The following is a 23,848-nucleotide window of genomic DNA, read 5'->3' on the forward strand; positions in this document are numbered from 1 at the left end:
CAGTCGTCTGGCTATGGTCGGGCGGCTTTTTTCTGGTCGCGGCCTTCGCGCAGGCCTCATCGGCTAAGCCTTGAAGCCTAACCTGGGCCAATGACCAAGCCGCTGGTTCCCGCTGCGGGTTCTGTTGCGAAACCCCTCGGCGTAAACTAAACTATATAAGATAACTTAGGATGAAAGAAAAGGAGCCTTCGAGCATGGATAACCCGATCCGGCGCATGCCGCCGCAAGATACTGAAGCTGAAGCAGCTGTTCTCGGCGGGATTTTTCTGTCGCCGAGCGTCTTGGCGTCGGCTGAAGAGTACATCGTGCCAGAAGACTTTTACAAGCGCGCCAACCAGCTGGTGTTCAGTGCCATGTCGGCCTTGTCGCTGGATGACGAGGCCATTGATCTGGTCACCGTCAAGAATTACCTGGACGCGCGCAACCAGCTGGACGATGTGGGCGGGATTCCTTACCTGACTGAGCTGGCTGATGCGGTGCCAACTTCTTCGCATGAGGTTTTCTACGCCAAAATTGTCGCGGAAAAAGCACAGCTGCGGCGGTTGATCGATGCGGCTGAGAAAATTATTCAGCAGAGCTACGACGAGCCAAAAGATGTGCCAACTTTGATGGAAGACGCCGAGACCGCCATCATGAAGGTCAACGACGGCAACCAGCAAGGGGGCTTTCGCCCGATCAAAGACGTGCTGAATAATGCCATGGATGAGATCGACAAGCTGGCGCAAGGCGATCAGACCATCACCGGGTTGCCCACTGGGTTCAAGGCGCTGGACGAGATCACGACTGGCCTCCACGACGATGAGCTGATCATTATCGCAGCGCGCCCGGCCGTCGGGAAAACGGCATTCGCGCTGAACATCGCCCAGAATGTCGGTACTAAGACGCCGAAAACGGTGGCCATGTTTTCCCTCGAAATGGGGGCGGAGTCGCTGGTCAACCGGATGTTGTGCGCGGAAGGCAACATCAATTCTCAGCACCTGCGGACAGGACAGCTGTCGCCTGACGAGTGGCACAGTCTGGTTGTCGCGATGGGCAGCCTGAGCGAAGCCTCGCTGTACATTGATGACACCCCGGGGATGCGCGTGGCGCAGATTCGCTCCGAGTGCCTCAAGCTTCAGAAGGAAAAGGAAAACGAGGTCATCAAGCACAAGGACGGCACCGAGGAGAAGGGGCAGCACCCGCTGGGCCTGGTCGTGATCGATTACCTGCAGCTGATCGAAGGGACCGGTGAAAACCGCCAACAGGAAGTTTCCGCGATTTCCCGGCAGCTGAAAAAGCTCGCCAAGGAGTTGCACTGCCCGGTCATCGCGCTGTCGCAGCTGTCGCGTGGCGTTGAACAGCGTCAGGACAAGCGGCCGGTGCTGTCAGATATTCGTGAATCCGGGTCGATCGAGCAGGATGCCGACATCGTCGCGTTCTTGTACCGTGAGGATTACTACCGCGACGGTGAAGGCGGCGACGATGATGATTCGGATAACAGTGACAATGGCCAGGGTGACGACGGCGAACCAGACGTTGGCCCGATTGAAGTCATCATCGAAAAGAACCGTTCCGGCGCGCGCGGCACGGTGAAGCTGCTATTCGTGAAGTCGTACAACAAGTTCAGTTCGCTGGCACCGATGACAGAATAAAGGGCTGCGAAGATTCCGGGCGTTGCCTCGCTGAGCAGGACTAGGAACCACGCTCAGTCGCGCTCAGCACTGGCAACGCGGGAGTGGCTAGCTACGCTCAGCGCCTCGAAGCCAAAGTGCGGCTTCAATGCACTGAGCTAGGCTACCCATCCCGCTAAATTCGCCAGTGCTTCGCAGCCTCAGAAAGGAGGTCTCCCCATGGATGCAATTCTAATGAGTCTCATGACTGCCCTGAACGAGCAGCTGCTGATCAATGTTTATCAGCGAGACACCGATGATTTTTACACCGGCTATGTCCAGTCCCTCGGCAAACAGCGGGTGCTGCTGGCGACTTACAACGATGCGGGTATCGCCGACGGGGCCGTGTTGATTGCATTCACGGCAATCGATCAGGTCGAGTTCGCTGGGGATGACCTGGTGGACATGTCGTTTCGGATGCGTGTCGCGGCGGAGAAGCATTTTCTTACAATGGCCCAGCCGAGTCCCGAGCTGCATTTTGATCCGCGTAAAAGTCTGATCCACCAGCTGGCAACGCAGGCCAAAAGTACCGGTGACGTGATCCTGGTGATCTTGGCCGATGACGACGCCTACCTGGAAGGCCAGGTGACTGCCGTTGCCGAGGGGCGCATGACCCTGTCCGTGTTTAACAAGTTCAACTACACGGATGTGCGTTACATGCAGGTCGATTTTGCCGACGTGTTGGTTATTGAGTTTCAGGGCCTTGAGCTGCACCTGGAAAGTGCCTTGGTCCAAAAGCGCAATGATCTGCACCATGTGGTGACGAAGATCGTGCAAAATGACGGCCAGCTCAAGGACGTGTTCACCACTGCACAGGGTGATGGCACTTTGCTGGCAGCCATGCCGAAGGGCGGGGATGACCAGTTTTACGTCGGCACGGTCAAGGCCATCAATGATCACGTGGTCGTGCTGCGGCTCAAGGACATGGCGGGCCAATTTGGCGGGTACGTGGCGCTGCGGCTCACCAGCCTGCAAAGTGTCACACTGGCGTCGGACTACCTGCAAACTGTTCAGGCATACAGCGACTGGATGACGGCTAATCACCTAGAGAAACAGCCGGTACTCAACGCGGACCGCGAGTTTGACAGTTCCTCGGACATTTTTCAGAGCCTGATCCAGGAGGCCGCGGCCTTCGAGCGGGTGGTGCGCGTGCGGACTAAGGACGACGACGACCACCTGATGGGCGTGCCTGACGCGGTGGGGCCGGCCAGCTTTGAGATGCAGGTGCCAAGTGCTGACGAGCCGGCGCTGGTGACGTTTGACGACGTGCAGGAGATCGCGTTCGGCCACATCTACGCATACCTGCAAGAGGCACGCCTGCATCACGAACAGTAATTCGGTTATTTTTGAATATTGAAAAATCCGGACATAAAATGTTCGGATTTTTTGTGTTCTGTTTAAACTTTAAAAATTAACATTCGGATTTAGGCTTGAAAGCTGCTCGGGTTGTTGTTATCATACTGGATGGCAATGAGTGGCATTTACCAATTGAAACGAAGGAGCGAGAAGTCATGGGAACAGTCGTAGTTGTTGGCACGCAGTGGGGCGACGAAGGCAAGGGGAAAATCACCGATTTTCTCAGCCAAGGCGCGAAGATCATCAGCCGGTATCAAGGTGGGGACAACGCCGGCCACACGATTCACCAGGGCGGACAGGTGTACAAGCTGCGGCTGATCCCCAGCGGCATTCTGCATTCGCACCAGCTGTCCGTGATCGGCAACGGAGTCGTCGTCAACCCGAAGAGCCTGGTCGAGGAGCTTGCTCACCTGCGCCAGCAAGGCGTCGCCGGTGATAACCTGCGCATTTCCGACCGCGCACAGGTCATCCTGCCGTACCACCTCGCGCTGGACAAGCTGCAGGAAGCGGCCAAGGGTGCGGATAAGATCGGCACCACCAACCGCGGCATCGGCCCGGCATACATGGACAAGGCTGCGCGCGTCGGCATTCGCATCGCGGATTTGCTTGACCGCGAGACCTTTGAGGAAAAACTGCGTGCTAACCTCAAGGAAAAGAACCTGCTGTTCACCAAGATTTACGACGCCGAGCCAATGAGCTTCGACGATATTTTCGAGGAATATTACGGCTACGGCCAGCAAATCAAACAGTATGTGACCGACACGTCAGTCGTGCTGAACGATGCCATCGACAACGGTGAAAACGTGCTGTTTGAAGGTGCTCAGGGCACGATGCTCGACGTCGATCAGGGTACTTACCCATTCGTGACCTCCTCGAACCCGGCCGGCGGCGTCACCACCGGCTCCGGCGTCGGTGCGTCCAAGATCGATCGCGTGGTTGGGGTCGCGAAGGCTTACACATCACGTGTCGGCGACGGCCCGTTTCCCAGTGAACTGTTTGACGACGACGGCAGCTTCATCCGCGAGGCCGGCCACGAGTACGGCACCGTCACCGGCCGGCCGCGGCGCATCGGCTGGTTCGACGCCGTGGTGGTCAACCACGCGCGCCGCGTTGCCGGGGTCACGGACCTCGCGCTGAACTCGATCGATGTCCTCACTGGCCTCAAGACGGTCAAGATCTGCACGGCCTACGATCTGAACGGCGAGGCCATCACCCGCTACCCGGCTTCATTGAAGGAGCTGGCGGCCTGCAAGCCGATTTACGAGGAGCTGCCTGGCTGGACGGAGGACATTACCGGCGCCAAGACGCTGGCTGACCTGCCCGAAAACGCCCGCAATTACGTGAAGCGCATCGTTGAGCTGACCAACGTCGACCTGCTGACGTTCTCAGTGGGCCCGGACCGCGAGCAAACCAATGTGCTGGCGGACATTTGGCAGAAATTCTAACTTAGCGACATCGCAAAAAGGTCCCCCTCACATGACGCGTGAGGGGGACCTTTTTGGGTCACTGGTTTGTGAAAAGACTTGGTTACTTGGCGGAAGAGCTGCTGTCGCTGTCCTTCAGTTGCTTCCAAGTGTTGTTGACCTCGTCGGTGTGCTTTTGTTCCTTTTCGTGGATCTTCTTGGCATGCGCGTTAGCCTTAACCGTCAGCTTCTTGGAAACTGACTTTTTGGCCTTGCTGTCTTCGTACTTCACCGTGACTTTGTTGTCCTGGTAGGCTTTGTTCACCATAAAGTCAGTGCTGAACTTGCCGTTTTTCGGCTGGCTGGTCGCCTTTTGGCCATTGATATACAGGACGCCATCGCCTTTGACCGTGCCCTTAGCCGTGGCGTTACCGGAATCATCCGAGCTGACGGTGGTCTTGGTCAGGCCGAGGCTCAAGTCATTGCTCTTGCAGCCGCTGAGGCCAACAACCAACAGGACCCCGGTCAACAGTGCCAACAATAAACGCATACTCTTCTTCATTTTTCCCTCTCCTTTGTGAAAAAAGTCCGAGGAAAAGTATAGACCACTTGAGCGACGATTACGTCGATAATGAAAGCAGGATAAGAGAGTATGAGAGAGATGGACTAAATTCTAATCAAAAAGGGCGTTTGAGCGACTTATTTTATCTGATTAGACAAAAAAGGCCACGATTCTCATCGTGGTCTCAGTGATCCGGTGCGTCAGCCTTCTGAACGCTCTCGCGCCGACCGAGTACCCGGATCGTGGTTTGGCACCGGAAGTAGTATCTCAAGTTTTGGCGGTTGTGTCAAATGGTACTCACTTTTAGGGCTGTTAAGGCAGACTACGTAATTTTACAATAGGCAACTAGCCTCCGAGAGGGGGTGTAAAGATGGACAAGATCCTCGAGCTATTCATTATGCCGCTCCTGGTCGACATAGTCGGAGGACTCATCGATCGCTGGCTGGACGATGACGAATGAATAGAAGCTAGCTGCCATCCAGCCCACGCGCTATGGCCGCATACGTCGTAGTGAAAAAATGCCGCTTCCTTGCGCAAAAGGGGGCGGCATTCGTGTTAAAGATGGAAAAAGATCCTCGATGACCATAGTTTATCATGGCTGCTGAGTTCTGACAACAAGGCAGTGGATATGACGTAAGATGGCTTCACAGACTTTAGTTGCGCTCAGCGAGGCGACGCCCGAGTGGTTAGCTACGCAAGAGGCCTCACCGGCAAAAAACGCCGGTAACGCCTCTTGCTAGGCTACCCATCGGGCTTAGTACGCCTCACTTCGCAGCCTTTTAGTTGCGCTCCGCCGAGCAACGCGGGAGTGGCTAGCCTAGCCCGCTAAATGCGCCCGGCTCCACAGCCTTAGTTATTCATCCCGTCTTCGTAGATCTTCAGCTTGCCCTTGACGATGCTTTCGACCAAGTCAGGGTAGGCCACGCCTTCTGCCTCTGCCTCTTGCGGCAGGAGGGACAGCGGGGTCATACCCGGCAGGTTGTTGGCCTCAATGACCCAAACGCCAAAGTCGTTGGCGAAAAAGTCGACCCGGCCGTAGTTTTGCATGCCCAGGACCTTCATGGTTTGAATCGCCACGCGCTTCATTTCGTCGTGGACCGCGGGGTCCAGGTCGTGCGGCGGGGTGATGAAGTCGGTGTGCCCAGGCTGGAACTTGTGCTCGAAGTCGTACCAGCCATCGTGCACCTTGATCTCAATGGCCGGGAACGCGTGACCATTGACGACGCCAAGCGAGAACTCGCGACCCTCGATGAAGTCCTCAACGATGGCTGAGTTATCGAACCGGAACACGTCGACGAGGCCGCTTTCCAGCTCCTCATCGTTGTGCACGATGTGGGTGCCGACCGACGAGCCGCCTGAAGTTGGCTTCAGGACGACCGGATAGGCAAAGGGCAGCTTGTGGCCTGTTGGCCCCTGGTCGCGGGTGATCTCGACGAACGCCGCGGTCTTGATGCTGTGGTACAGCATGATTTCCTTGGAGTAGACCTTGTTCATGGTGATGCCGGACGCGGTCGAGCCGCTGCCGGTGTACTTGATGTTGTTCAGGTCGAGTACGGCCTGGACCTTGCCGTTTTCACCGTCGCCGCCGTGAAGGCCGAGGAAGACGATGTCGGCTGCTTTGCAGATGTCGAGGACGTTGGGGCCAAACAGCGCAGTGTCGTCGCCGGGACGGAGCGCATTGATGTCTTCATCAGTCAAGATCGCATCCGAGATGTTCAGGTCCTTGGATGTGTTGGCGTCTTCGAACACAGATGAAGCCGGCTTGCCTTTCAGGTCGTAGCCGAGGAACAGGTCGATGAACGTGGCCTCGTGACCCTTGTCACGCAGCGCGTTGGTCAGTCGGTAGCCGCTGGAGATCGAAACGTTCCGTTCGGTGCTCCGGCCGCCGGCTAATACGACAATTTTCATAGGTATAAAACCTCCCGATAGTTTTAGAACCTTAAGTGTAGCACAGCCAATTTAGATATTAATAGGGAAGTAACCGCTTTCACACAATTTTAAGCTTTGCGAGGCCAGCAAAAATAGCCAAATCCGGGTCTTACCCTGTATACTGAGAAAAATTACCAAAAGGAGCGATGACCTCGTGAAAATCATTGTGTATGGTGCCAAACTGGATGAACTCGCCTACTTTGAAGCCTGGCAGAAAACGCATGCCCAGACGCTGACCATTCATCCGGAGCCGCTCGACGAAACCACGGTCGGCTGGGCCCAGGGCTTTGACGGTGTGAATTGTCTGCAAACAACGCCGTATTCGGCAGCCGTTTTCGCGCAACTGGCGGCCTTTGGCATCCACTTTTTGACAATTCGCAACGTGGGCTTGGACAACCTTGACCTGGCCGCAGCGAAGCAGGCTGGGATCCGGATTGCCAACGTGCCAGCGTATTCGCCGAGTGCTATCGCGGAGTTTTCTGTCACCATGACGCTGTACCTGTTGCGGCGCCTAGGCGAAACACGTGGGCCGCTGGCCGCCGGCAATTGGGGCCAGGCGGCGAGTTTTCTGGGGCGGGAGTTGGGCCAAAGCACGGTCGGGGTGGTCGGGGCGGGACGGATCGGCCAGGCTGCCATCCGGCTGTTCTCCGGATTTGGCGCCAACGTTTTGGCGTATGATCCGCATCCGGGACATCCTGAACCGCGGGCGACCTATGTCGAACTCCCTCAGCTGCTGGCCGAGTCCGATGTGGTCGATTTGCATGTGCCAGGGGTGCCGGCCAATTACCACCTGATCGATGACGCCGCGCTAAAGTCGATGAAACCAGACGCGATTTTGGTCAACACGGCGCGCGGCAACTTGGTCGACACCACGGCGCTGCTGAAACACCTGCAGTCCGGCCATCTTGGCGGTGCGGGGATCGACACCTACGAGCACGAATCCCCAGCGTTGCTGCGGTACGAGCAGACCGGCATGTTTTCCGATCCGCAGTGGGAGGCACTGGCGCAACTGCCCAACGTGTTACTGACGCCGCACGTGGCGTATCACACGGCAACAGCAGTGCAGAACATGGTCAACTTTTCGCTGGCGAACCTAGTGAGCTTTTTGACCAGCGGGGAAGCCGTCGATGAGGTCATTATTAAATAGTTGTGCAGGGCCGCGAGGAATCGCGGTTTTTTTGCGGCCGAAAATGGCCGATTCCGCTCGTTTTCAGGCAGGGTGTCGCAACGGAAAATACCAAAAGACGATTTGGCTGGCTATAAACCGGTTGATATTAGGCATTATCCAAATAATACGTGAACAATTTTACTAAATCTCTTACGTAATGTTTGCCTTTTTGCTTGAAAGTTGGGTGAAGACGCGGTATGCTCTAACCATAAAAGCGAACGAGGAGAGAAAAATGGAGAACTTCTTTAAGCTAAAGCAGAACAATACACGTGTTTCAACTGAAATTATGGCGGGTTTAACGACATTCTTTGCGATGTCGTATATTCTTTTCGTTAACCCGCAAGTGCTTTCTCAAACCGGGATGCCCTACCAAGCGGTGTTTCTGGCGACGATCATCGCCAGCGCGGTGGGCACGCTGGTCATGGGGCTGTTCGCCAATGTCCCTTACGCCTTGGCGCCAGGGATGGGGCTCAACGCTTTCTTCACTTACACCGTTGTCTTCGCTCTCGGGTACAAGTGGCAACAGGCGCTGGCTCTGGTCTTCATCTGCGGGCTGATCAACATCACCATTACCGTGACGAAGGTCCGGAAGATGATCATCATGGCGATCCCGGAAGTGATGCAGCACGCCATTGGCGGTGGCATCGGGGTGTTCGTCGCCTACATCGGGCTGAAGAACGCCGGCTTCCTGCAGTTCACGTCTGATTCCTCCAACATCTTGTCCGTCAACAACGCCGCCTACAGCGCAACGAAAGCCGTCAAAGGCGTCACTGGCGTTGTGACCGGCGGCGGGATCGTACCGGCCCTGGTCAACTTCACTTCTCCAGGTGCGCTGCTCGCGCTGTTCGGCCTGATCCTGATGACCATTCTGGTCGTTAAAAAGGTTCCTGGGGCCGTGCTGATTGGTATTATCGTCACCACGCTGGTGGGGATCCCGATGGGCGTCACCGACTTGAGCGTTTCCTCTGCGAACAGTCTGGGCAGCTCGTTTGCCGCACTGGGCACTACGTTTGGCGCTGCGTTCTCGCACCAGGGGATGGGCAGCCTGTTCACCAATGGTAAGCAGATCCTGATGACCATCATGACGATTTTTGCCTTCAGTTTCTCGGATACCTTCGACACGCTGGGCACCTTTATTGGCACTGGCCGTCGTTCCGGCATTTTCTCCGATAAGGATATTGACGAAATGGAACATGGCTCAGGCTTCTCTTCCAAGATGGACAAGGCGCTGTTCGCCGATTCCATTGCGACCTCGATCGGTGCGGTCTTCGGCACGTCGAACACGACCACGTACGTTGAAAGTGCGGCTGGCATCGGCGCCGGTGGTCGCACCGGGCTGACGGCCGTTACCACCGCGCTTTGCTTCCTGCTGTCGGCGGTCTTTGCCCCACTGATTTCCGTGGTGCCGACGCAGGCCGTTGCCCCAGCCCTGATTCTGGTCGGCGTCATGATGGTTTCCAGCTTCAAGGAAATCAACTGGTCCGATCTGTCCGAAGCCGTTCCCGCGTTCATGGCATCGATCGTCATGGGCCTCATCTATAACATCTCATACGGCATTGCGGCTGGGTTCATCTTCTACTGCCTGATCAAGCTGATCGAAGGCAAGGCGAAGGAGATTCATCCGATTCTCGCAATCGTCACCATCGGGTTCATCCTGAACTTCGTGGTGCTCGCGGTCCTTTAACTGAAAACAGTACACAATAGACGGCGACTGGGTTGATCCCCAGCCGCCGTTTTTGGCTAAACCCGAACATTAAATTCGCTTTCATGAAAAATGCCCCATTTTCTGGTTGAATTTTATGAAAAAAACGCATATCGTGAAAGACATTAAATCATTCAGAGGGGCGAATCATGGCACACTTTTTTCAGCTGAAAGAAAATGGCACTAATGTCCGAACGGAAATCTTGGCGGGTCTGACAACATTCTTCGCGATGTCGTACATCCTCTTCGTGGCCCCAGCCACGCTGTCGCTCACCGGCATGCCGAGTCAGGCCGTGTTCCTGGCCACCATTGTCGCCAGTGTGGCCGGCACGTTGGTCATGGGGCTGTTTGCGAACGTTCCATACGCGCTGGCCCCTGGGCTAGGCCTGCAGGCGTTCTTCACGTACACCGTCGTCGCGGGTCTTGGCTTTACCTGGCAGGAGGCACTGGCGCTGGTCTTCCTGTGCGGCGTGATCAACATTCTGATCACCGTGACTAAGATCCGCAAGCTGATCATCACCGCGATCCCGACGGTGCTCCAGCACGCGATCGGCGGCGGCATTGGGATCTTCGTTGCTTACATCGGGCTGAAAAACGCGGGTTTTCTGCAGTTCACGAGTAACGCCGGCGGCATTCTCAGTGTCAACGGCAAGGCCGCGAGCGGCAGTTTTGCCCATGGCGTCAACAGCGTGGTCACCGGCGGCAGCGGCATCACGCCGGCGTTGGTCAACTTCACTCAGCCAGGGGCAATCGTTGCGCTGATTGGGCTCTTGCTGATGGCTGTGCTCGTCGTGAAAAAGGTGCCAGGGGCGGTGCTGATCGGCATCGTGGCTACCACCTTGATCGGGATTCCGTTTGGCGTCACCAACCTGCACCTGGCCGCCGGCAATTCGCTGGGGACCGCGATCGGCCAACTTGGCACCACGTTTGGCGCCGCTTTTTCCAGCAAGGGCTTCGGCAGTTTGTTCACCGACACCAATCACATTCTGCTGTCGGTCATGACGATTTTCTCCTTCAGTTTCTCGGATATTTTTGACACTTTGGGCACTTTCATCGGCACAGGCCGCCGGACCGGGATCTTTTCCGACGAGGACATGGCCAACATGAACCGCGGTTCTGGCTTCTCGTCCAAAATGGACCGCGCGCTGTTCTCTGACGCGATTGCCACTGGCGTCGGCTCGATTTTCGGCACCTCCAACGTCACCGTGTTTGTTGAAAGTGCGGCCGGCATTGGGGCCGGTGGCCGCACCGGGTTGACGGCGGTCGTCGTGGCTGCGTGCTTCGCGCTGAGTTCACTGCTTTCACCGCTCATCGCGGTCGTGCCGAGCGAGGCGGTCGCGCCAGCTTTGATCATGGTCGGGGTCATGATGATGTCGAGCTTTAAGGAAATTAACTGGAGCGACCTGGAAGAGGCGGTTCCGGCGTTCATGGCGTCGATCGTGATGGCGCTGGTTTACAACATTTCATACGGGATCGCAGCCGGCTTCATTTTCTACTGCCTGATCAAGCTGATCACCGGCAAAGCCAAGGACGTGCATCCGGTGCTGTGGATCGTCACAGGGGGCTTTATTCTCGACTTTATCTTTATGGCCATTCTTTAAACCGCCAAGGAAAAACGGCAAAAGCACCACAATGCCGTCACAGTTTCTTCACCTGGGCCCGGTAATCTTATAAGAGTAGAAGCAAGATGCTTCTCACTCCTAAACATTCTTCATTCACTCCTCCCAAGTGATGTGCGTGACGCGTTCCCCCAAAGCGTGATCACGTTCCCCAGTAACGCCGCCGGTCCCCCAACCGGCGGCGCTTTTTTTGCAAGGTGCGCAGGGGTCGCGACCCCGGAGCCCGATTATGCAAGGTGCGCAGGGCTCGCGGTTTTAGCCCGATGATTGCCTTCACCCCCCAATACTTTCCGTGCACCTTACCGCTTCCTCTCGTATACTGGAAGAGGTGATAAGTAATGAAGAAGTTTGAAAATGGCGGCGCCCCGCCAAGCGCAGGTGCTGGCCGGTAAATTTTTGCACAAGACACAAGGAGAAAAGCATGAGTTGGAAAGATGATTTTGATCCAGAGCTGATCAAGCGCGTTCAGGAAGTCGACGAGGAAATCGCGCCGAAGCTGGCGGCCATTGATGACCAAATCATGGAAAACCAAGCCAAGGTCCTCAAGGCGTTCCGTGATCACAATGTCGCCACGACGGACTTGTCAGGGTCCACGGGTTACGGCCAAGACGACGAGGGTCGCGATAAGCTAGAGGCAATTTACGCGCAGGTCCTCGGCGGCGAGGACGCGCTGGTGCGGCCGCAGTTTGTCTCAGGCACGCACGCAATCGGCGTCGGGCTGCTCGGGCTGGTGCGGCCAGGAGATGAGATTCTTTACATCACCGGCGAACCTTACGACACCCTGCAGGAAGTCCTCGGCATGGCTGGCAACGCGATTGGCAGCCCCAAGGAGTACGGCATTAAGGCCGATTACGTGCCGCTGCCAGACAGCGGTGACGTCGACTTGGCGGCGGTGAAAGCGCGTGTCGCCAAGGATCAACCGCGGGTCGTTGCCATCCAGCGCTCTTGCGGCTACGCAACGCGCGATTCGTTCACGATTGCGAAAATTGCCGAGATGATCAAGGCGGTCCGCAGCGTCATGCCTGACACCTGGATTTTCGTGGACAACGCATACGGCGAATTTTCTGAAACCAAAGAGCCGCTTGAAGTCGGGGCCGATATCATGGCGGGTTCCCTGTTCAAAAACGGTGGCGGCGGCATGCTCAAGACCGGTGGCTATATTGTCGGGCGCAAGGACCTGGTTGAGCGGGTGTCGTACCGCTTCACCGTGCCGGGTCTTGGCGGTGCCGAGGGGGCCACGTTCGGCGTGCTGGACGCGATGTTCCAGGGCTTTTTCCAGGCGCCTTCCGTCACCGGCAACGCCATTAAAGGCGCGGTGTTCGAGGCGGCCCTCCTGGCGAAAATGGGCCTGCCGGTGCGGCCAAGTTGGGACGCGCCGCGCACCGACCTGATTCAAACCGTCAACTTTGGCAATCCCGACGACATGATTCGCTTCACCGAGGCGCTTCAGCACAACATGCCAATCGATTCATTTATCACACCGATTCCCGAAGCCACTGCCGGTTACGAGGATAAGGTGATCATGGCCGACGGGTCGTTCGTCGAGGGCTCAACGATTGAGTTTTCCGCCGACGGGCCGCTGCGCCCGCCATACACCCTGTATATCCAGGGCGGATTGACGTATGCACACGCTAAGCTGGGCATCATCGGCGCTGTGCAGGACGTATTTTATAACAAAGATTAATAATTTAAAAATGCACCGGCGCTCACTTTTTCGTGAGCGTCGGTGCAATTTTGATTCGCGTGAGAGCATGATGATGAAGTTTCGTTAATCCAATGAGGATGCGTCCCAATGGCTAGGCAAGTAGGCTGCGGCCCAATATAATAACGAGAGCAGAAACGTTTGGAGCGAAGGCCTCGCATTCGAAAGAAGGCGAGGCTTATGAGCTTGAGTTTCATAACCTTGATTTCCAGTAGAAAGGAAGTACAGGTTTGCTTTTGATTGCCATCTTGGCGACAATCACACCTTTATCAGTCAACTGACAGGGCTTGTCTTAGCGACAGCCCTGCTCGTTGAGGCGCTATGCCAACTGATAAAGTCATTCGGCCGCGGCCGAAAAATAGCAAACTAAAAGCCGCCTGAACTTGAGTCAGTCGAACTCGGTGAGACATCTTAAAAATGGAACGCCGGGTCATCGGCAACCTGATCGCGAGTCAGGGTCAGCTGCAGCAGTGGCACCTTTTCGCCGTTCGGCATGGTGCGGGTGTGGTGAGCCGGCGCGCTGGTGAAGCCAAAGCCTGCCAGCAGGTCGACGGCCGCCTCCGCCGTTTCCGGCAGCACGGCGTAGAGCTCCTTTAGCCCTAGTTCGAAAAAGGCGAACCCAGCCACGCGTGGTACGATTTCCTGCATGACTTCCGGCGCGGTTTCGGGCAGCTGCTCAAAGCGCACCTGGGCCGAGGTCATCCCTGAATCAAAGCGCCACAGGCAAATGCTGCCGAGAAATTCCTTTGTCTGGCGGTCGCCGATGCCGTAAAGTAGGGCCTGGTCGCTCATGACCAGCCGCATCGAGTGGTTGACATAGCGGGCCGTGTCCTCGACGGACTGATCGCGCTCACGGCCGGAAAGCGCCGCCTGAGTCCGATCGGCCCGCAGCCGGGCGACGTCTTTTAACTTGTACAGTGTCAGCCAGTCCAGCTGGTAGTGGACCGACAGCAGCGGGTGGTACTTTTCAAACTTGGCCATGCTGTCTCCTTAATGAATGCCTTGCCCGTTCGCGTCTGCGATTGGTTCGTTGAAGTTCTGGTGGTAGTACGCCTGCGTGATCACCTTGTACTTGCCATTGGCGAACTTGGCAATCAAGTTGCCGGGCACCGCGATCTGGGCCTCGGCTTGCGGCAGGTGCAGCTCGACGCTGGGCACTTTAGTGAGCGCCACGTAGCGCGCGTCGTCGCCGAAGAACGCCTCGATGTCGGCGCGGGTCAGATCCGCCCGCACCAGCATGAAGTAGGTCATTTTGGCCGTGGAAAAGGCGGTGAACTCACCGCTGGGGAAACTTTGGTCATTAGCATCGGCCATTTTGGTCACTCCTTTGTAAAGGCTGCATGATGCGCCTGGGTGCGCTTGTCATCGGGCTCCGTGCTGGCAACGCGGGAGCGGCTAGCTACGCTCAAGCCCTCACCGAAAAAACGTCGGCAATGGCTTGAGCTAGGCTACCCATCCCGCTAAGACCGCCAGCTCTGCGCACCTTGCTTTAATCGGGCTCCGAGTTCGCAACGCGGGAGCATGTAGCTACGCTCAAGTCCTCACCGGCAAAGCGCGCCGGTAATGGCTCGAGCTAGGCTACATGTCCCGCTAAGTGCGCGAACTCTGCGCACCTTGTAGTGTAGCATATCCGCCTCAATGTTATCATAAGGCTGAAAGAAGGTGGCGTGATGCCGTCTCTATTTGATCAAAATCCGGCGCAGACTCAGCCGCTTGCCAGCCGCATGCGGCCGACGACTTTGGCCGAGTTTGTTGGCCAAAAGCACCTGATCGGCAAGGACAAGGTGCTCGCCAAACTTATTGAAAATGACGAAATTCCGTCCATGATTTTCTGGGGCCCACCTGGTGTCGGCAAAACGACGCTGGCGCAGATCATCGCTCGCCAAACCAAGGCCCAGTTCGTGACTTTTTCTGCCGTCACTGCTGGCATCAAGGAAATCAAGCAGGTGATGGAAGAGGCCGAGCAGAACCGGTCGCTCGGGCAGAAGACCATCGTGTTTGTCGACGAAATTCACCGCTTCAACAAGGCGCAGCAGGACGCCTTTTTGCCGTACGTGGAACGCGGGTCGATCACGCTGATTGGCGCAACCACTGAGAACCCGTCGTTTGAGGTCAACGCCGCGCTGCTGTCGCGCACCCGAGTGTTCGTGCTCAAGCAGCTGACCCAGGACGACCTGATCGAGCTGCTCAAGCGGGCACTGAAGGATCCGCGCGGCTACGGCCTGCAGCAGGTAAAAATTGCGCCGGAGCTGCTGGGGATGATCGCCGACTTTGCCAACGGGGATGCCCGCATTGCCCTGAACACCCTGGAAATGGCAGTCACCAACGCTGAAACGGACCCGGGCAAGACCATCACCGTCACCAAGGCGGCGGTGTCGCAATTGTTGACCAAAAAGGCGCTGCTGTATGACAAGAACGGCGAGGAGCACTACAACCTGATTTCAGCGCTGCACAAGTCGATGCGAAACTCTGACGTGGACGCTGCGGTCTACTGGCTGGCGCGGATGCTGGAAGCCGGCGAGGACCCGCTGTACATTGCTCGCCGCCTAGTCCGGTTTGCCTCCGAGGACATTGGCATGGCGGACTCGCGGGCGCTGGAGATCTGCACCAGCGTCTTTCAGGCCTGCCAGTTCATCGGCATGCCGGAGTGCACGGTCCACCTGACCCATGCGGTCGTGTACCTGAGCCTGGCGCCGAAGAGCAACGCCTTGTACACCGCTTACGAAGCCGCGAAAAAAGACGCGACCGAGACGTTAGCCGAGCCAGTGCCGCTGCAAATCAGAAACGGCGTCACCGACCTGATGCAGGACCTCGGCTACGGCAAGGACTATCAGTACGCGCACAACAACCCGGATAATTTGACCACGATGCAGACAATGCCGGATAATTTAAAGGGTAAACAGTATTACCACCCAACGGACCAAGGCAGTGAAGCCAAGGTTCAGGCGCGCCTGGCGCAGATCAAGGCATGGCACCGCCAGCACGACCCGGAGCAGAAGTTGGAAAAATAGGATACAATATAGTCGCACACAACGGATAGGAGCTGAGAACATGGTCAAAATACTCGCAGTCAACGCAGGTAGTTCTACGCTGAAGTGGAAGTTGTTCGAGATGCCGGCGGAACAAATGCTGGCCGACGGGCTGATCGATCGCCTCGGGCAGGCTGAGTCCAGCGTGAAGATCAAGTATGGCGACCAGGTTTACCGCTCCGGGCACGCGATCCGCAACTACCACGAGGCCGTGGCCGATGTCATGACCGAGCTCAAGGACCTTGGGTTGGTCCAGCATCTGCACGAGATCGTCGGCGTCGGGCACCGGGTCGTGGCCGGCGGCGAGGAGTTCAGCGAGTCCGTCGTGATCGATCCACAGGTGCTGCAGGACATTCGCGATTTGAAGGATTACGCGCCGCTGCACAACCCGGTCGAGGCCGAGTACATCGATGTGTTCTGTAAAGAAATGCCTTGGGCGACCCAGGTGGCGGTGTTTGACACCGCGTTCCACCAGACAATGCCGGCGGAGAATTTTCTCTACAGCATCCCGCACCAGTACTACGAAAAGTACGGCGCCCGCAAGTACGGGGCGCACGGTACCAGCGTCCGCTACGTCTCCCAGCGCGCGGCCGAGTTCCTGGGCCGGCCGCTGGATCAGCTGAAAATGATCGTCATGCACCTGGGCTCTGGGTCCAGCGTGACCGCCGTGCAAAACGGCCGGTCCGTCGACACCTCGATGGGCTTCACCCCGGTGGCCGGTGTCACCATGGGCACGCGCAGTGGGGACATCGACCCGTCGCTTTTGCAGTACCTGATGCGCAAGTTGAAGATCACTAATTTTGACGACATTATCACTATGCTGAATCAGCGTTCGGGGCTGCTCGGCATTTCCGAACTGTCTGCCGACCAGCGGGATCTGGAGGCCATCGAGGACGAAGACCCCTTGGCCAAGCTGGCGCTGGATATCTACGCCAACCGCGTCGCCAAGTACGTCGGCAGTTACGCGGCGCTGATGAACGGCGTCGACGTGCTGGTCTTCACGGCCGGCGTCGGCGAAAATGCCGGCGCGCGGCAAGGAAGCTAACGTTTCTGCCCCAGACGCCACCGTCCAAACCCTGGTCATCCCAACTAACGAAGAATTGATGATTGTCCGGGACGTGCAGGACCGGTTGCCACGTCACTAGTGCCTGCGTGACACTAAAATTACCTAAACGAGGCACGGGGGTCTGTCTGGCAACACATGGACTTGCTCCGTGCGTATCGACTGTATATACTACATATACGAGGTGATGACATGATTGATCCTGCAAAGTTGAAACATCGACAAGATCGGAAAGTTGGCCAAAGCAATAGCAGCTTATACGTCACCATTCCGCGAGAGGTCGCCAAAGACCTTGGTATCAATAAGGGAGACAGCGTCACCATCGGCGAAAGTGATGGTCAAGTTGTGCTTATTCCGACCAAGCAACGAGACGCTGCCCTGGCGACGGTGGCAAGAATACAGGGGCTAATTGCTGAGAATAAGGATGCGCTTGATTATTTGGCAGACCGCTGATGAAGTATTTGAGTCAGTCTGAGTTAATCACGATTAACGTCTGCCTTCAGCAAGAAGCCAATCAAAGGGCCTCCATTCGTGATGCGAAGGCCTTGGATTACATTGTTCGATCCGCTCATCAAGACGTTTTTGGCCAGCAACTGTATGCTAATGCAACCGACTTGGCGATCTTCTATTTCGTCAAGCTGATTAAAAAGCATGTATTTAATGACGGCAATAAACGAACCGCCTATCTAAGTTTTCTTGATTGTCTCGCTTTAAACCACATTACTTTTAAGCCGGACTCGGCTCAGCGACGTCAGCTGGCAGAGCTGGCAATTCACGTGGCACGGGTTGATGGCGAGCCACAGAGTCTTTGGAATGAAGTTAAGGCGATCGTGCAAGAGATGCTCATAAAGTAACCCCGAACCAGGATGACGCTAGATTGCGATTATCCTGGTTTTTGTTTTTGTAGATAAGACCTAGTTGATCATCTAACAACAGCGCATACAAAAAAAGCGACCAGTGAATGGTCGTTGAGCGCGCGTTCCTATGAAGTGAATCGCGCATGGTTTTACCCAACTCTGACCAGAGCTTTTGGCATGTTGGCTTTGATGATGGTGCGCAGTTCCTGAATCTGGCTGTCGGTCATCGTGGCTTTGGAAATCAGCACGCCTTGCGATTTGGCCACCATTAGAATAAATAGCCTGGGGGTTTCGGCCGCCTCCAAGAAGGCCGACCAATTTGAATGGCTGGTGCTGGTTGATGCGCTCATGGTGAGCCCGGTATCATCGATCAGAAACGAGCGCTTGCTGAACACGGCGGCATTTTTCGGTGAGCGGAAGGCGCGGGCGGTGCGCACGCGCGTCAGCAGCGGCAAATACACGATGAAGAAGACCCCGAGAAAAATTACCGCACTGGCGGAGCCCCAGACCCATCTGCCCGTGATGCCCAGCCAGCCGCCAATGCCAATTGCCGCCAGTCCGCACACCAGCAGGATCCGCCGCAGCCAGCGAATATTGCTCTGTCGCTGAAACCACTGCTGATAGGCCAAATAGTCTTGCTGACTGATGGTGAGATCCTTGAGCTCCATGGCAACCGCCTCCGTTGGCAACAGTATAAACTTTGCTAGCTTTGGGGACAAGCGTGACGTAAAACGATTGCTGAGAACATTTAAAATCTTAACCGGCCGTGCGGCTGCTGGCGGTCGACGGCCACGGCGACGCCCATCAGGACCAAGACGGCGATGGCCGGCAGAATGGCCCCAATCGTGACCAACGCGATCAGCGCCAGGACTGCGATCGTAATGATGACCCCATCAAACCATGGTGTTTTCATTTGTAAGCCCCCTAATGAAAAACCTTTCCTCATGCTCAGTTTATCACCTTTTTAGGACCGCGAGCGGGTTTTTAAGCGCGGCAAGCCGATGAGTCAAATCATTCGGTGCAACTTGCATTCAGGCGTACAATTTGGTTGATTGATGACGGCCTCAACAAGAAAGCAGGGGAGTTTGATGACCAATAATTACGATTCACCAGCTTATTTTGACCTCATGACGCGCTACTGGCAGGCGGCCAACTATCTGTCAGTCGGGCAGCTGTACCTGCGCGCTAACCCGCTGCTTAAGCGCCCGCTGACAGCCAGTGACGTGAAGTTCAACCCGCTCGGCCACTGGGGCACGATCGCCGGGCAGAATTTTATCTACACGCACCTCAACCGTCTGATCAATAAATACGACCTGAACATGTTTTACATCGAAGGGCCGGGGCACGGCGGCCAGGTCATGCTGTCGAACGCCTACTTGGATGGCACGTACACTGAAACTTACCCCAATATTACCCAGGATGAGGCGGGGATGCAGGTGCTGTTCAAGCAGTTCTCCTTCCCGGGCGGCGCGGCGAGTCACGCCAACGCGCAGATCCCCGGCTCCATTCACGAAGGCGGCGAGCTCGGCTACTCGCTGAGCCACGCCACTGGGGCGATCCTCGACAATCCGGACGTGATTGCCGCCACGGTGATCGGTGACGGCGAAAGTGAAACCGGGCCGCTGGCGGCCTCTTGGTTCTCCAACACTTTCATCAACCCGATCACGGACGGCGCGGTGCTGCCCATCGTCGACATGAACGGCTACAAGATCTCCAACCCCACGATCCTGGCGCGCAAGTCGGATGACGACCTGCGCCAGTATTACGCGGGGATGGGCTGGGAGCCGTACTTTGTCGAAGGCGACGACGCCAAAACGCTCAACCCAATCATGGCGCAGACGCTGGACACGATGATCGAAAAAATCCAGCAGATCCAGCGCCAGGCCCGCGCCATCAGCGATGCCGGCATGCCGCACTGGCCGGTGTTGATCCTGCGCACGCCGAAGGGCTGGACCGGCCCGAAGGAATGGGACGGCAACAAGATTGAAGGGTCGTTCCGCGCGCACCAGATCCCGATTCCCGTGTCCCGCGATCATATGGAGCATGCCGATGCCTTGGTCAAGTGGCTGGAGTCGTACCACCCCGAGGACCTGTTTGACGAACACGGCACGCTGAAGCCCGAGCTCAAGGCGCTAACCCCAAAGGGCACGCGGCGCATGGCGGCCAACCCGATCACGAACGTCGGCGGCAAGGTGCCGCTGGTGCTGCCGGACTTTCGTCAGTACGCGCTGCCGATTGGCAAGCGCGGCCAGGACGTGCGCCAGGACATGGTGATTTGGTCCGATTACCTGCGGGACTTGATTCGCCTGAACCCTCACAATTTTCGGGTGTTTGGACCGGACGAGACGATGTCCAACCGGCTGTTTGGCATTTTTGACGCAAGCGGTCGCCAGTGGGAGGAGCAGATCACCCACAGCGGCTACGACGAGGACATGAATGCGGCCGGGCGCATCATTGATTCGCAGCTGTCCGAGCACCAGGCGGAAGGCTTTCTGGAAGGGTACACGCTGACCGGCCGGCACGGCATTTTCACGTCCTACGAGGCCTTCTTGCGCGTGGTGGACTCGATGCTGACTCAGTACTTCAAGTGGCTGCGCGAGGCGGCCGAGCAGCCCTGGCACCGGCCGTACCCGTCCTTGAACGTGGTGTCGACGTCGACCTCGTTCCAGCAGGACCACAACGGCTACACCCACATGGATCCCGGCGTCTTGACCCACCTGGCAGAGAAAAAAGGCCAGTACATTCGCGAGTACCTGCCGGCGGATGCCAACTCGCTCCTGGCGATTTCTCCGCAGGTCTTCAGCAGCGAAAACACGATCAACCTGCTGATCACGTCCAAGCAGCCGCGGCCGCAGTTTTACTCGATTGAAGAAGCCACGGTGCTGGCGCGCGCGGGCCTGAAGCGCATCGACTGGGCGTCCAACGACGATGGCGTGGCGCCAGACATCGTGATCGCGGCGGCGGGCACCGAGCCGAACCTGGAAAGCCTGGCGGCGATCGACCTGCTGCATCAGCATTTTCCTCGCCTCAAGATGCGCTTCATCAACGTGGTCGACCTCTTGAAACTGAAAAAAGACGATCCGCGGGCGCTGGATGATGAGACGTTTGACGCTTACTTCACGCCGGACAAGCCGGTGCTGTTTGCCTTCCACGGCTATGAGGACCTGATCCGCGCCGTTTTCTTCGACCGGCACAACCGCCACCTGATCGTACACGGCTTTCGCGAGGAAGGCGCGATCACCACGCCGTTTGACATGCGCGTGCTCAATCACCTCGACCGCTTCCACTTGGCCAAGGACGTGGTCTTGCACCTGCCGCAGCGGCTTGAAGCCAGCGGCGACTTCATTCAGCTGATGGATGACACTCTGCAGCGCCATGACGCTTACATTCGCGAAACTGGCGAGGACCTGCCCGAAGTCCGCGATTGGGTCTGGCAACCGATCAAATAAGCGCAAGTGGTGCTGATTGAAAAACCAGCGCGCACCTTGGTATGGTTAAACTGAAGCCCAAACAGGGCCACGAAAAGGAGGACTAATATGGCAACAGACACGCAACTCTCCTTGCGAGACTTTTTAAGCAGCACCGCTGAAGGGCCGTTTGTTTCCTTGTACCTACCCCTTGAGGCGGACCGCACGGTGGAGCAGACTCGCCTGACGCTGCGGCACCTGGCTGCGCACGCTAAGGATGTGATGGCGCAAACGCACCCGGGCACTGATTTTGCTCCGTATGAGGCGAGCCTCAAGGCGGCCGCCGGCGATCAGCCGCTGATTTCAATCATTGGCCAAGGCTCGGCGCTGCTCAGCAACGGTCAGGAGGCCATCGCGTTGGGACTCGAATACGCAGTGAGCCCCACGGCGATGACCACGGACCGGCCGCAGCTTCTGCCGCTGGTCCTGGATGCCCAGCGCCAGTTCGACTTCGACCTGCTACTCTTGCAGCGCGATAAAATTGCGCTGGCCCTGAACCGCGGGGATGTGCTGACGATGGTCGACCTGCCTGACGACGCTCCAGTGACTTTGCTTGGCACGCTGGGCACGGAAAAGCGCGGGGGGTCAGTGAACACGGTCGCGCAGGGGCCGGGGCAGGCAAGTTACCACGGCCATGCCGACCGCGCCAGTGAAGAGGAAATCGACCGTCGCCGCTACTACCAGGCGGTGGATACCTACCTCCTCGACCATTATTCCAACCCTAACCAGCGGCGCCTGATCCTCTTCGGCCTGCCGGAAAACATTGCGGTGTTCCGCGAGATCAGCCGCAATCCGCACCTCAGCGGGTCCATGCAAGTCGAGCAAAACCCCGGCAACATGAGCCTGGGTGACATCGACCTGGCGCTGGACGACTTGCGGCAAGACTACGCCGATCGCCACGCAGACGAAACGCTGGCCTTGCTGGAAACGGCCCGCGGCAGCGGCAAGTACGTCGAAGACCTCGGCGGCATCATTGAAGCGCTGCAGCAGCGCTCGCTGGACACCTTGGTACTGCGGCAGGGCGCGCGAATTCGCGGGGTGCTGGAAGAAGACCGCTTGGAAACAGACGGCCCCGCGGCCGAGCACAACAATCTGCTGAATGATCTAGCGGCGATGACCCTGGCCCAGGGTGGTAAGGTGGCAGTGGTGCCGGACAATCTGCTGCGGCTGCGTGTGGCAGGTGTGCGGCGGTACCGCGAAGCCTAAGCTTAACAATCGCGCCCAGGACTCACGTACCGTGGGGCCTGGGCGTTTTTGCTTGCGCCAAAATTTAATTGCAAGATTAGAATCATTCTCGTACAGTGTATCTGAGGTGGGAAGATGAAAATCGTGGGGTTGTATGGCGGACAGGACCCTAATGGGCTGACCGCTCAGTATCTAAAGGCCGTGCTGGCCGGGGCCAGCGGCGCGGAGACGGAGTTTGTGGATCTGAATCAGTACATTATTCGACCGGATGTGCCAGGTGAGGCGAACCCCGCCTTGGATGAGCTGGAAGGCAAGCTCGCCGCCGCTGACGTCTGGGTGCTGGGCAGCCCGACGTACTTTGGCACCGTGGCGGGGCAGTTCAAACAATTTTTCGACTGCTTCCGCCACCGGATGGTGCGCATGACGCACGACGCCGACACGCTGCCGGGTAAGTACAAGGACAAGCACTACGTCAGCGTGTCGAGCTGTTTTGCCAGCGGTTTGGATAACACGTTCACGCACCAAACCGACGCCACGTTCACGATGATCGACAAGGCGATGAGCGCGGCAGGCATTCACAAGGTCGCGGAGCTGGTCCTGCCAGGGACGTGGGGGATGACCACGGTCCCAGCCAAGAAGGTGGCGCAGGCCAAGGCCGTTGGAGCCAAGCTGACCGCCAAGAAGCGAAAGGATGATGAAACCTTGAAACGCTACATGTTGCTTTTCGGCATGATCGCCGTGATGGCACTGGCCACCATGGGCATTCAGCAGCTGCTGCCCTGGACCACCAGCAGTTTTTGGCTGCGGTATGTCAGCTTCGTGATCATTTTCTTCGTGCTTCTGGCCTGCATCCTGCACTACATGACCTTCGTGCGGCACCACCGGCGGTAAGTTGAGTTTTCTCAATCAAACAGGCTCAGACATAATTAACCTAGTCGCGTTCCACAAAGCAACGCCCAGACACGCAAACGTCCCTGCATCGCGATTCGAAGTGCGAATCGTGATGCAGGGACGCCTGCGTTTTGGGCTAAAACCGCTTTGTGTCTCAGCCTCTTTTTCCTACGATTAGTCAAGGGCTTGGAACTAGGTTTTAGGTCTTGCATTTGTGATCATAGCCTTATGTTTTAGGTCTTGTAGGATTCTGTATCAAGGTAGTT

At 57.0% G+C, this 23,848-nt stretch carries 19 protein-coding genes and 1 pseudogene; 14 read left to right on the forward strand and 6 right to left on the reverse strand.

Annotated features, from left to right (window positions below; genetic code table 11):
* The first annotated feature begins 194 nt into the window (after nt 1-194).
* The 3 genes from dnaB to FC75_RS02240 all read left to right on the forward strand — a co-directional run bounded on the left by dnaB (nt 195) and on the right by FC75_RS02240 (nt 4,450).
* Nucleotides 195-1,631 carry a replicative DNA helicase gene (gene dnaB, locus FC75_RS02230; protein WP_054663540.1) on the forward strand — a complete coding sequence of 479 codons (1,437 nt, stop codon included), beginning with the start codon at nt 195-197 and terminating at the stop codon, nt 1,629-1,631.
* Between the two features lie 198 nt (nt 1,632-1,829).
* Nucleotides 1,830-2,984 carry a hypothetical protein gene (locus tag FC75_RS02235; RefSeq protein WP_054663543.1) on the forward strand — a complete coding sequence of 385 codons (1,155 nt, stop codon included), beginning with the start codon at nt 1,830-1,832 and terminating at the stop codon, nt 2,982-2,984.
* A 176-nt stretch (nt 2,985-3,160) separates the two neighbouring features.
* Nucleotides 3,161-4,450 carry an adenylosuccinate synthase gene (locus FC75_RS02240; protein ID WP_056989014.1) on the forward strand — a complete coding sequence of 430 codons (1,290 nt, stop codon included), beginning with the start codon at nt 3,161-3,163 and terminating at the stop codon, nt 4,448-4,450.
* Between the two features lie 82 nt (nt 4,451-4,532).
* Here FC75_RS02240 and FC75_RS02245 read toward each other — a convergent pair whose 3' ends face one another.
* Entirely contained in the window at nt 4,533-4,970 is a 438-nt protein-coding gene (locus tag FC75_RS02245) for a hypothetical protein (protein ID WP_054663546.1), read from the reverse strand.
* An 849-nt stretch (nt 4,971-5,819) separates the two neighbouring features.
* Nucleotides 5,820-6,878 (reverse strand): D-alanine--D-alanine ligase family protein, encoded by a 1,059-nt coding sequence (locus tag FC75_RS02250; RefSeq protein ID WP_054663549.1) that lies wholly within the window; start codon nt 6,876-6,878, stop codon nt 5,820-5,822.
* A 175-nt stretch (nt 6,879-7,053) separates the two neighbouring features.
* Between FC75_RS02250 and FC75_RS02255 the strand changes: the two genes are divergently transcribed.
* The 4 genes from FC75_RS02255 (at nt 7,054) to FC75_RS02270 (ending at nt 13,072) form a co-directional block, all read left to right on the forward strand.
* Nucleotides 7,054-8,046 (forward strand): D-2-hydroxyacid dehydrogenase, encoded by a 993-nt coding sequence (locus FC75_RS02255; protein WP_056989015.1) that lies wholly within the window; start codon nt 7,054-7,056, stop codon nt 8,044-8,046.
* Between the two features lie 253 nt (nt 8,047-8,299).
* Nucleotides 8,300-9,751, forward strand: coding sequence for an NCS2 family permease (locus FC75_RS02260; RefSeq protein ID WP_056989016.1), 1,452 nt, complete (start codon nt 8,300-8,302; stop codon nt 9,749-9,751).
* Between the two features lie 167 nt (nt 9,752-9,918).
* On the forward strand, nt 9,919-11,370 hold the full coding sequence (locus FC75_RS02265) for an NCS2 family permease (protein ID WP_056989017.1): 1,452 nt from the start codon (nt 9,919-9,921) through the stop codon (nt 11,368-11,370).
* 439 nt (nt 11,371-11,809) lie between these two features.
* A complete protein-coding gene (locus tag FC75_RS02270; protein WP_056989018.1) occupies nt 11,810-13,072 on the forward strand; it encodes a methionine gamma-lyase family protein in 1,263 nt (420 codons plus the stop codon).
* Between the two features lie 429 nt (nt 13,073-13,501).
* On the opposite strand, the gene FC75_RS02275 is transcribed toward FC75_RS02270, so the two are convergent.
* Both FC75_RS02275 and FC75_RS02280 read right to left on the reverse strand, forming a co-directional pair.
* Entirely contained in the window at nt 13,502-14,071 is a 570-nt protein-coding gene (locus FC75_RS02275) for a GNAT family N-acetyltransferase (RefSeq protein WP_054665015.1), read from the reverse strand.
* 9 nt (nt 14,072-14,080) lie between these two features.
* Nucleotides 14,081-14,404, reverse strand: a complete 324-nt coding sequence (locus tag FC75_RS02280) for a hypothetical protein (RefSeq protein ID WP_054665018.1) — start codon at nt 14,402-14,404, stop codon at nt 14,081-14,083.
* Nucleotides 14,405-14,760: 356 nt separating this feature from the next.
* Between FC75_RS02280 and FC75_RS02285 the strand changes: the two genes are divergently transcribed.
* The 4 genes and pseudogenes from FC75_RS02285 (at nt 14,761) to FC75_RS02300 (ending at nt 18,036) form a co-directional block, all read left to right on the forward strand.
* Nucleotides 14,761-16,101, forward strand: a complete 1,341-nt coding sequence (locus FC75_RS02285) for a replication-associated recombination protein A (protein ID WP_056989019.1) — start codon at nt 14,761-14,763, stop codon at nt 16,099-16,101.
* Nucleotides 16,102-16,141: 40 nt separating this feature from the next.
* Nucleotides 16,142-17,264 (forward strand): annotated as a pseudogene (locus tag FC75_RS02290) (acetate kinase).
* A 110-nt stretch (nt 17,265-17,374) separates the two neighbouring features.
* Nucleotides 17,375-17,635: an AbrB/MazE/SpoVT family DNA-binding domain-containing protein gene (locus FC75_RS02295; RefSeq protein ID WP_054665021.1), complete on the forward strand. Its 261-nt coding sequence runs from the start codon at nt 17,375-17,377 to the stop codon at nt 17,633-17,635.
* A gap of 8 nt (nt 17,636-17,643) precedes the next feature.
* Nucleotides 17,644-18,036 (forward strand): type II toxin-antitoxin system death-on-curing family toxin, encoded by a 393-nt coding sequence (locus FC75_RS02300; protein ID WP_235808687.1) that lies wholly within the window; start codon nt 17,644-17,646, stop codon nt 18,034-18,036.
* Between the two features lie 152 nt (nt 18,037-18,188).
* On the opposite strand, the gene FC75_RS02305 is transcribed toward FC75_RS02300, so the two are convergent.
* Nucleotides 18,189-18,707 (reverse strand): YcxB family protein, encoded by a 519-nt coding sequence (locus FC75_RS02305; protein WP_054665028.1) that lies wholly within the window; start codon nt 18,705-18,707, stop codon nt 18,189-18,191.
* Between the two features lie 80 nt (nt 18,708-18,787).
* Nucleotides 18,788-18,952 (reverse strand): hypothetical protein, encoded by a 165-nt coding sequence (locus FC75_RS12600; protein WP_156314423.1) that lies wholly within the window; start codon nt 18,950-18,952, stop codon nt 18,788-18,790.
* 175 nt (nt 18,953-19,127) lie between these two features.
* Between FC75_RS12600 and FC75_RS02310 the strand changes: the two genes are divergently transcribed.
* The 3 genes from FC75_RS02310 to FC75_RS02320 all read left to right on the forward strand — a co-directional run bounded on the left by FC75_RS02310 (nt 19,128) and on the right by FC75_RS02320 (nt 23,582).
* Nucleotides 19,128-21,488: a phosphoketolase family protein gene (locus FC75_RS02310; RefSeq protein WP_235808688.1), complete on the forward strand. Its 2,361-nt coding sequence runs from the start codon at nt 19,128-19,130 to the stop codon at nt 21,486-21,488.
* Nucleotides 21,489-21,575: 87 nt separating this feature from the next.
* Nucleotides 21,576-22,712 (forward strand): baeRF6 domain-containing protein, encoded by a 1,137-nt coding sequence (locus FC75_RS02315; RefSeq protein ID WP_056989021.1) that lies wholly within the window; start codon nt 21,576-21,578, stop codon nt 22,710-22,712.
* A gap of 114 nt (nt 22,713-22,826) precedes the next feature.
* Nucleotides 22,827-23,582, forward strand: coding sequence for a flavodoxin family protein (locus FC75_RS02320; RefSeq protein ID WP_054665035.1), 756 nt, complete (start codon nt 22,827-22,829; stop codon nt 23,580-23,582).
* Nucleotides 23,583-23,848 lie beyond the last annotated feature (266 nt).

This window comes from Lacticaseibacillus camelliae DSM 22697 = JCM 13995 (assembly GCF_001436615.1).
Taxonomy (GTDB): domain Bacteria; phylum Bacillota; class Bacilli; order Lactobacillales; family Lactobacillaceae; genus Lacticaseibacillus; species Lacticaseibacillus camelliae.

Bases quoted from the DNA above. Each gene is read 5' to 3' on its own strand.
- dnaB (WP_054663540.1), top strand. From the start codon at position 195: ATGGATAACCCGATCCGGCGCATGCCGCCGCAAGATACTGAAGCTGAA.
- FC75_RS02235 (WP_054663543.1), top strand. From the start codon at position 1,830: ATGGATGCAATTCTAATGAGTCTCATGACTGCCCTGAACGAGCAGCTG.
- FC75_RS02240 (WP_056989014.1), top strand. From the start codon at position 3,161: ATGGGAACAGTCGTAGTTGTTGGCACGCAGTGGGGCGACGAAGGCAAG.
- FC75_RS02245 (WP_054663546.1), bottom strand. From the start codon at position 4,970: ATGAAGAAGAGTATGCGTTTATTGTTGGCACTGTTGACCGGGGTCCTG.
- FC75_RS02250 (WP_054663549.1), bottom strand. From the start codon at position 6,878: ATGAAAATTGTCGTATTAGCCGGCGGCCGGAGCACCGAACGGAACGTT.
- FC75_RS02260 (WP_056989016.1), top strand. From the start codon at position 8,300: ATGGAGAACTTCTTTAAGCTAAAGCAGAACAATACACGTGTTTCAACT.
- FC75_RS02265 (WP_056989017.1), top strand. From the start codon at position 9,919: ATGGCACACTTTTTTCAGCTGAAAGAAAATGGCACTAATGTCCGAACG.
- FC75_RS02270 (WP_056989018.1), top strand. From the start codon at position 11,810: ATGAGTTGGAAAGATGATTTTGATCCAGAGCTGATCAAGCGCGTTCAG.
- FC75_RS02275 (WP_054665015.1), bottom strand. From the start codon at position 14,071: ATGGCCAAGTTTGAAAAGTACCACCCGCTGCTGTCGGTCCACTACCAG.
- FC75_RS02280 (WP_054665018.1), bottom strand. From the start codon at position 14,404: ATGGCCGATGCTAATGACCAAAGTTTCCCCAGCGGTGAGTTCACCGCC.
- FC75_RS02285 (WP_056989019.1), top strand. From the start codon at position 14,761: ATGCCGTCTCTATTTGATCAAAATCCGGCGCAGACTCAGCCGCTTGCC.
- FC75_RS02295 (WP_054665021.1), top strand. From the start codon at position 17,375: ATGATTGATCCTGCAAAGTTGAAACATCGACAAGATCGGAAAGTTGGC.
- FC75_RS02305 (WP_054665028.1), bottom strand. From the start codon at position 18,707: ATGGAGCTCAAGGATCTCACCATCAGTCAGCAAGACTATTTGGCCTAT.
- FC75_RS12600 (WP_156314423.1), bottom strand. From the start codon at position 18,952: ATGAAAACACCATGGTTTGATGGGGTCATCATTACGATCGCAGTCCTG.
- FC75_RS02310 (WP_235808688.1), top strand. From the start codon at position 19,128: ATGACCAATAATTACGATTCACCAGCTTATTTTGACCTCATGACGCGC.
- FC75_RS02315 (WP_056989021.1), top strand. From the start codon at position 21,576: ATGGCAACAGACACGCAACTCTCCTTGCGAGACTTTTTAAGCAGCACC.
- FC75_RS02320 (WP_054665035.1), top strand. From the start codon at position 22,827: ATGAAAATCGTGGGGTTGTATGGCGGACAGGACCCTAATGGGCTGACC.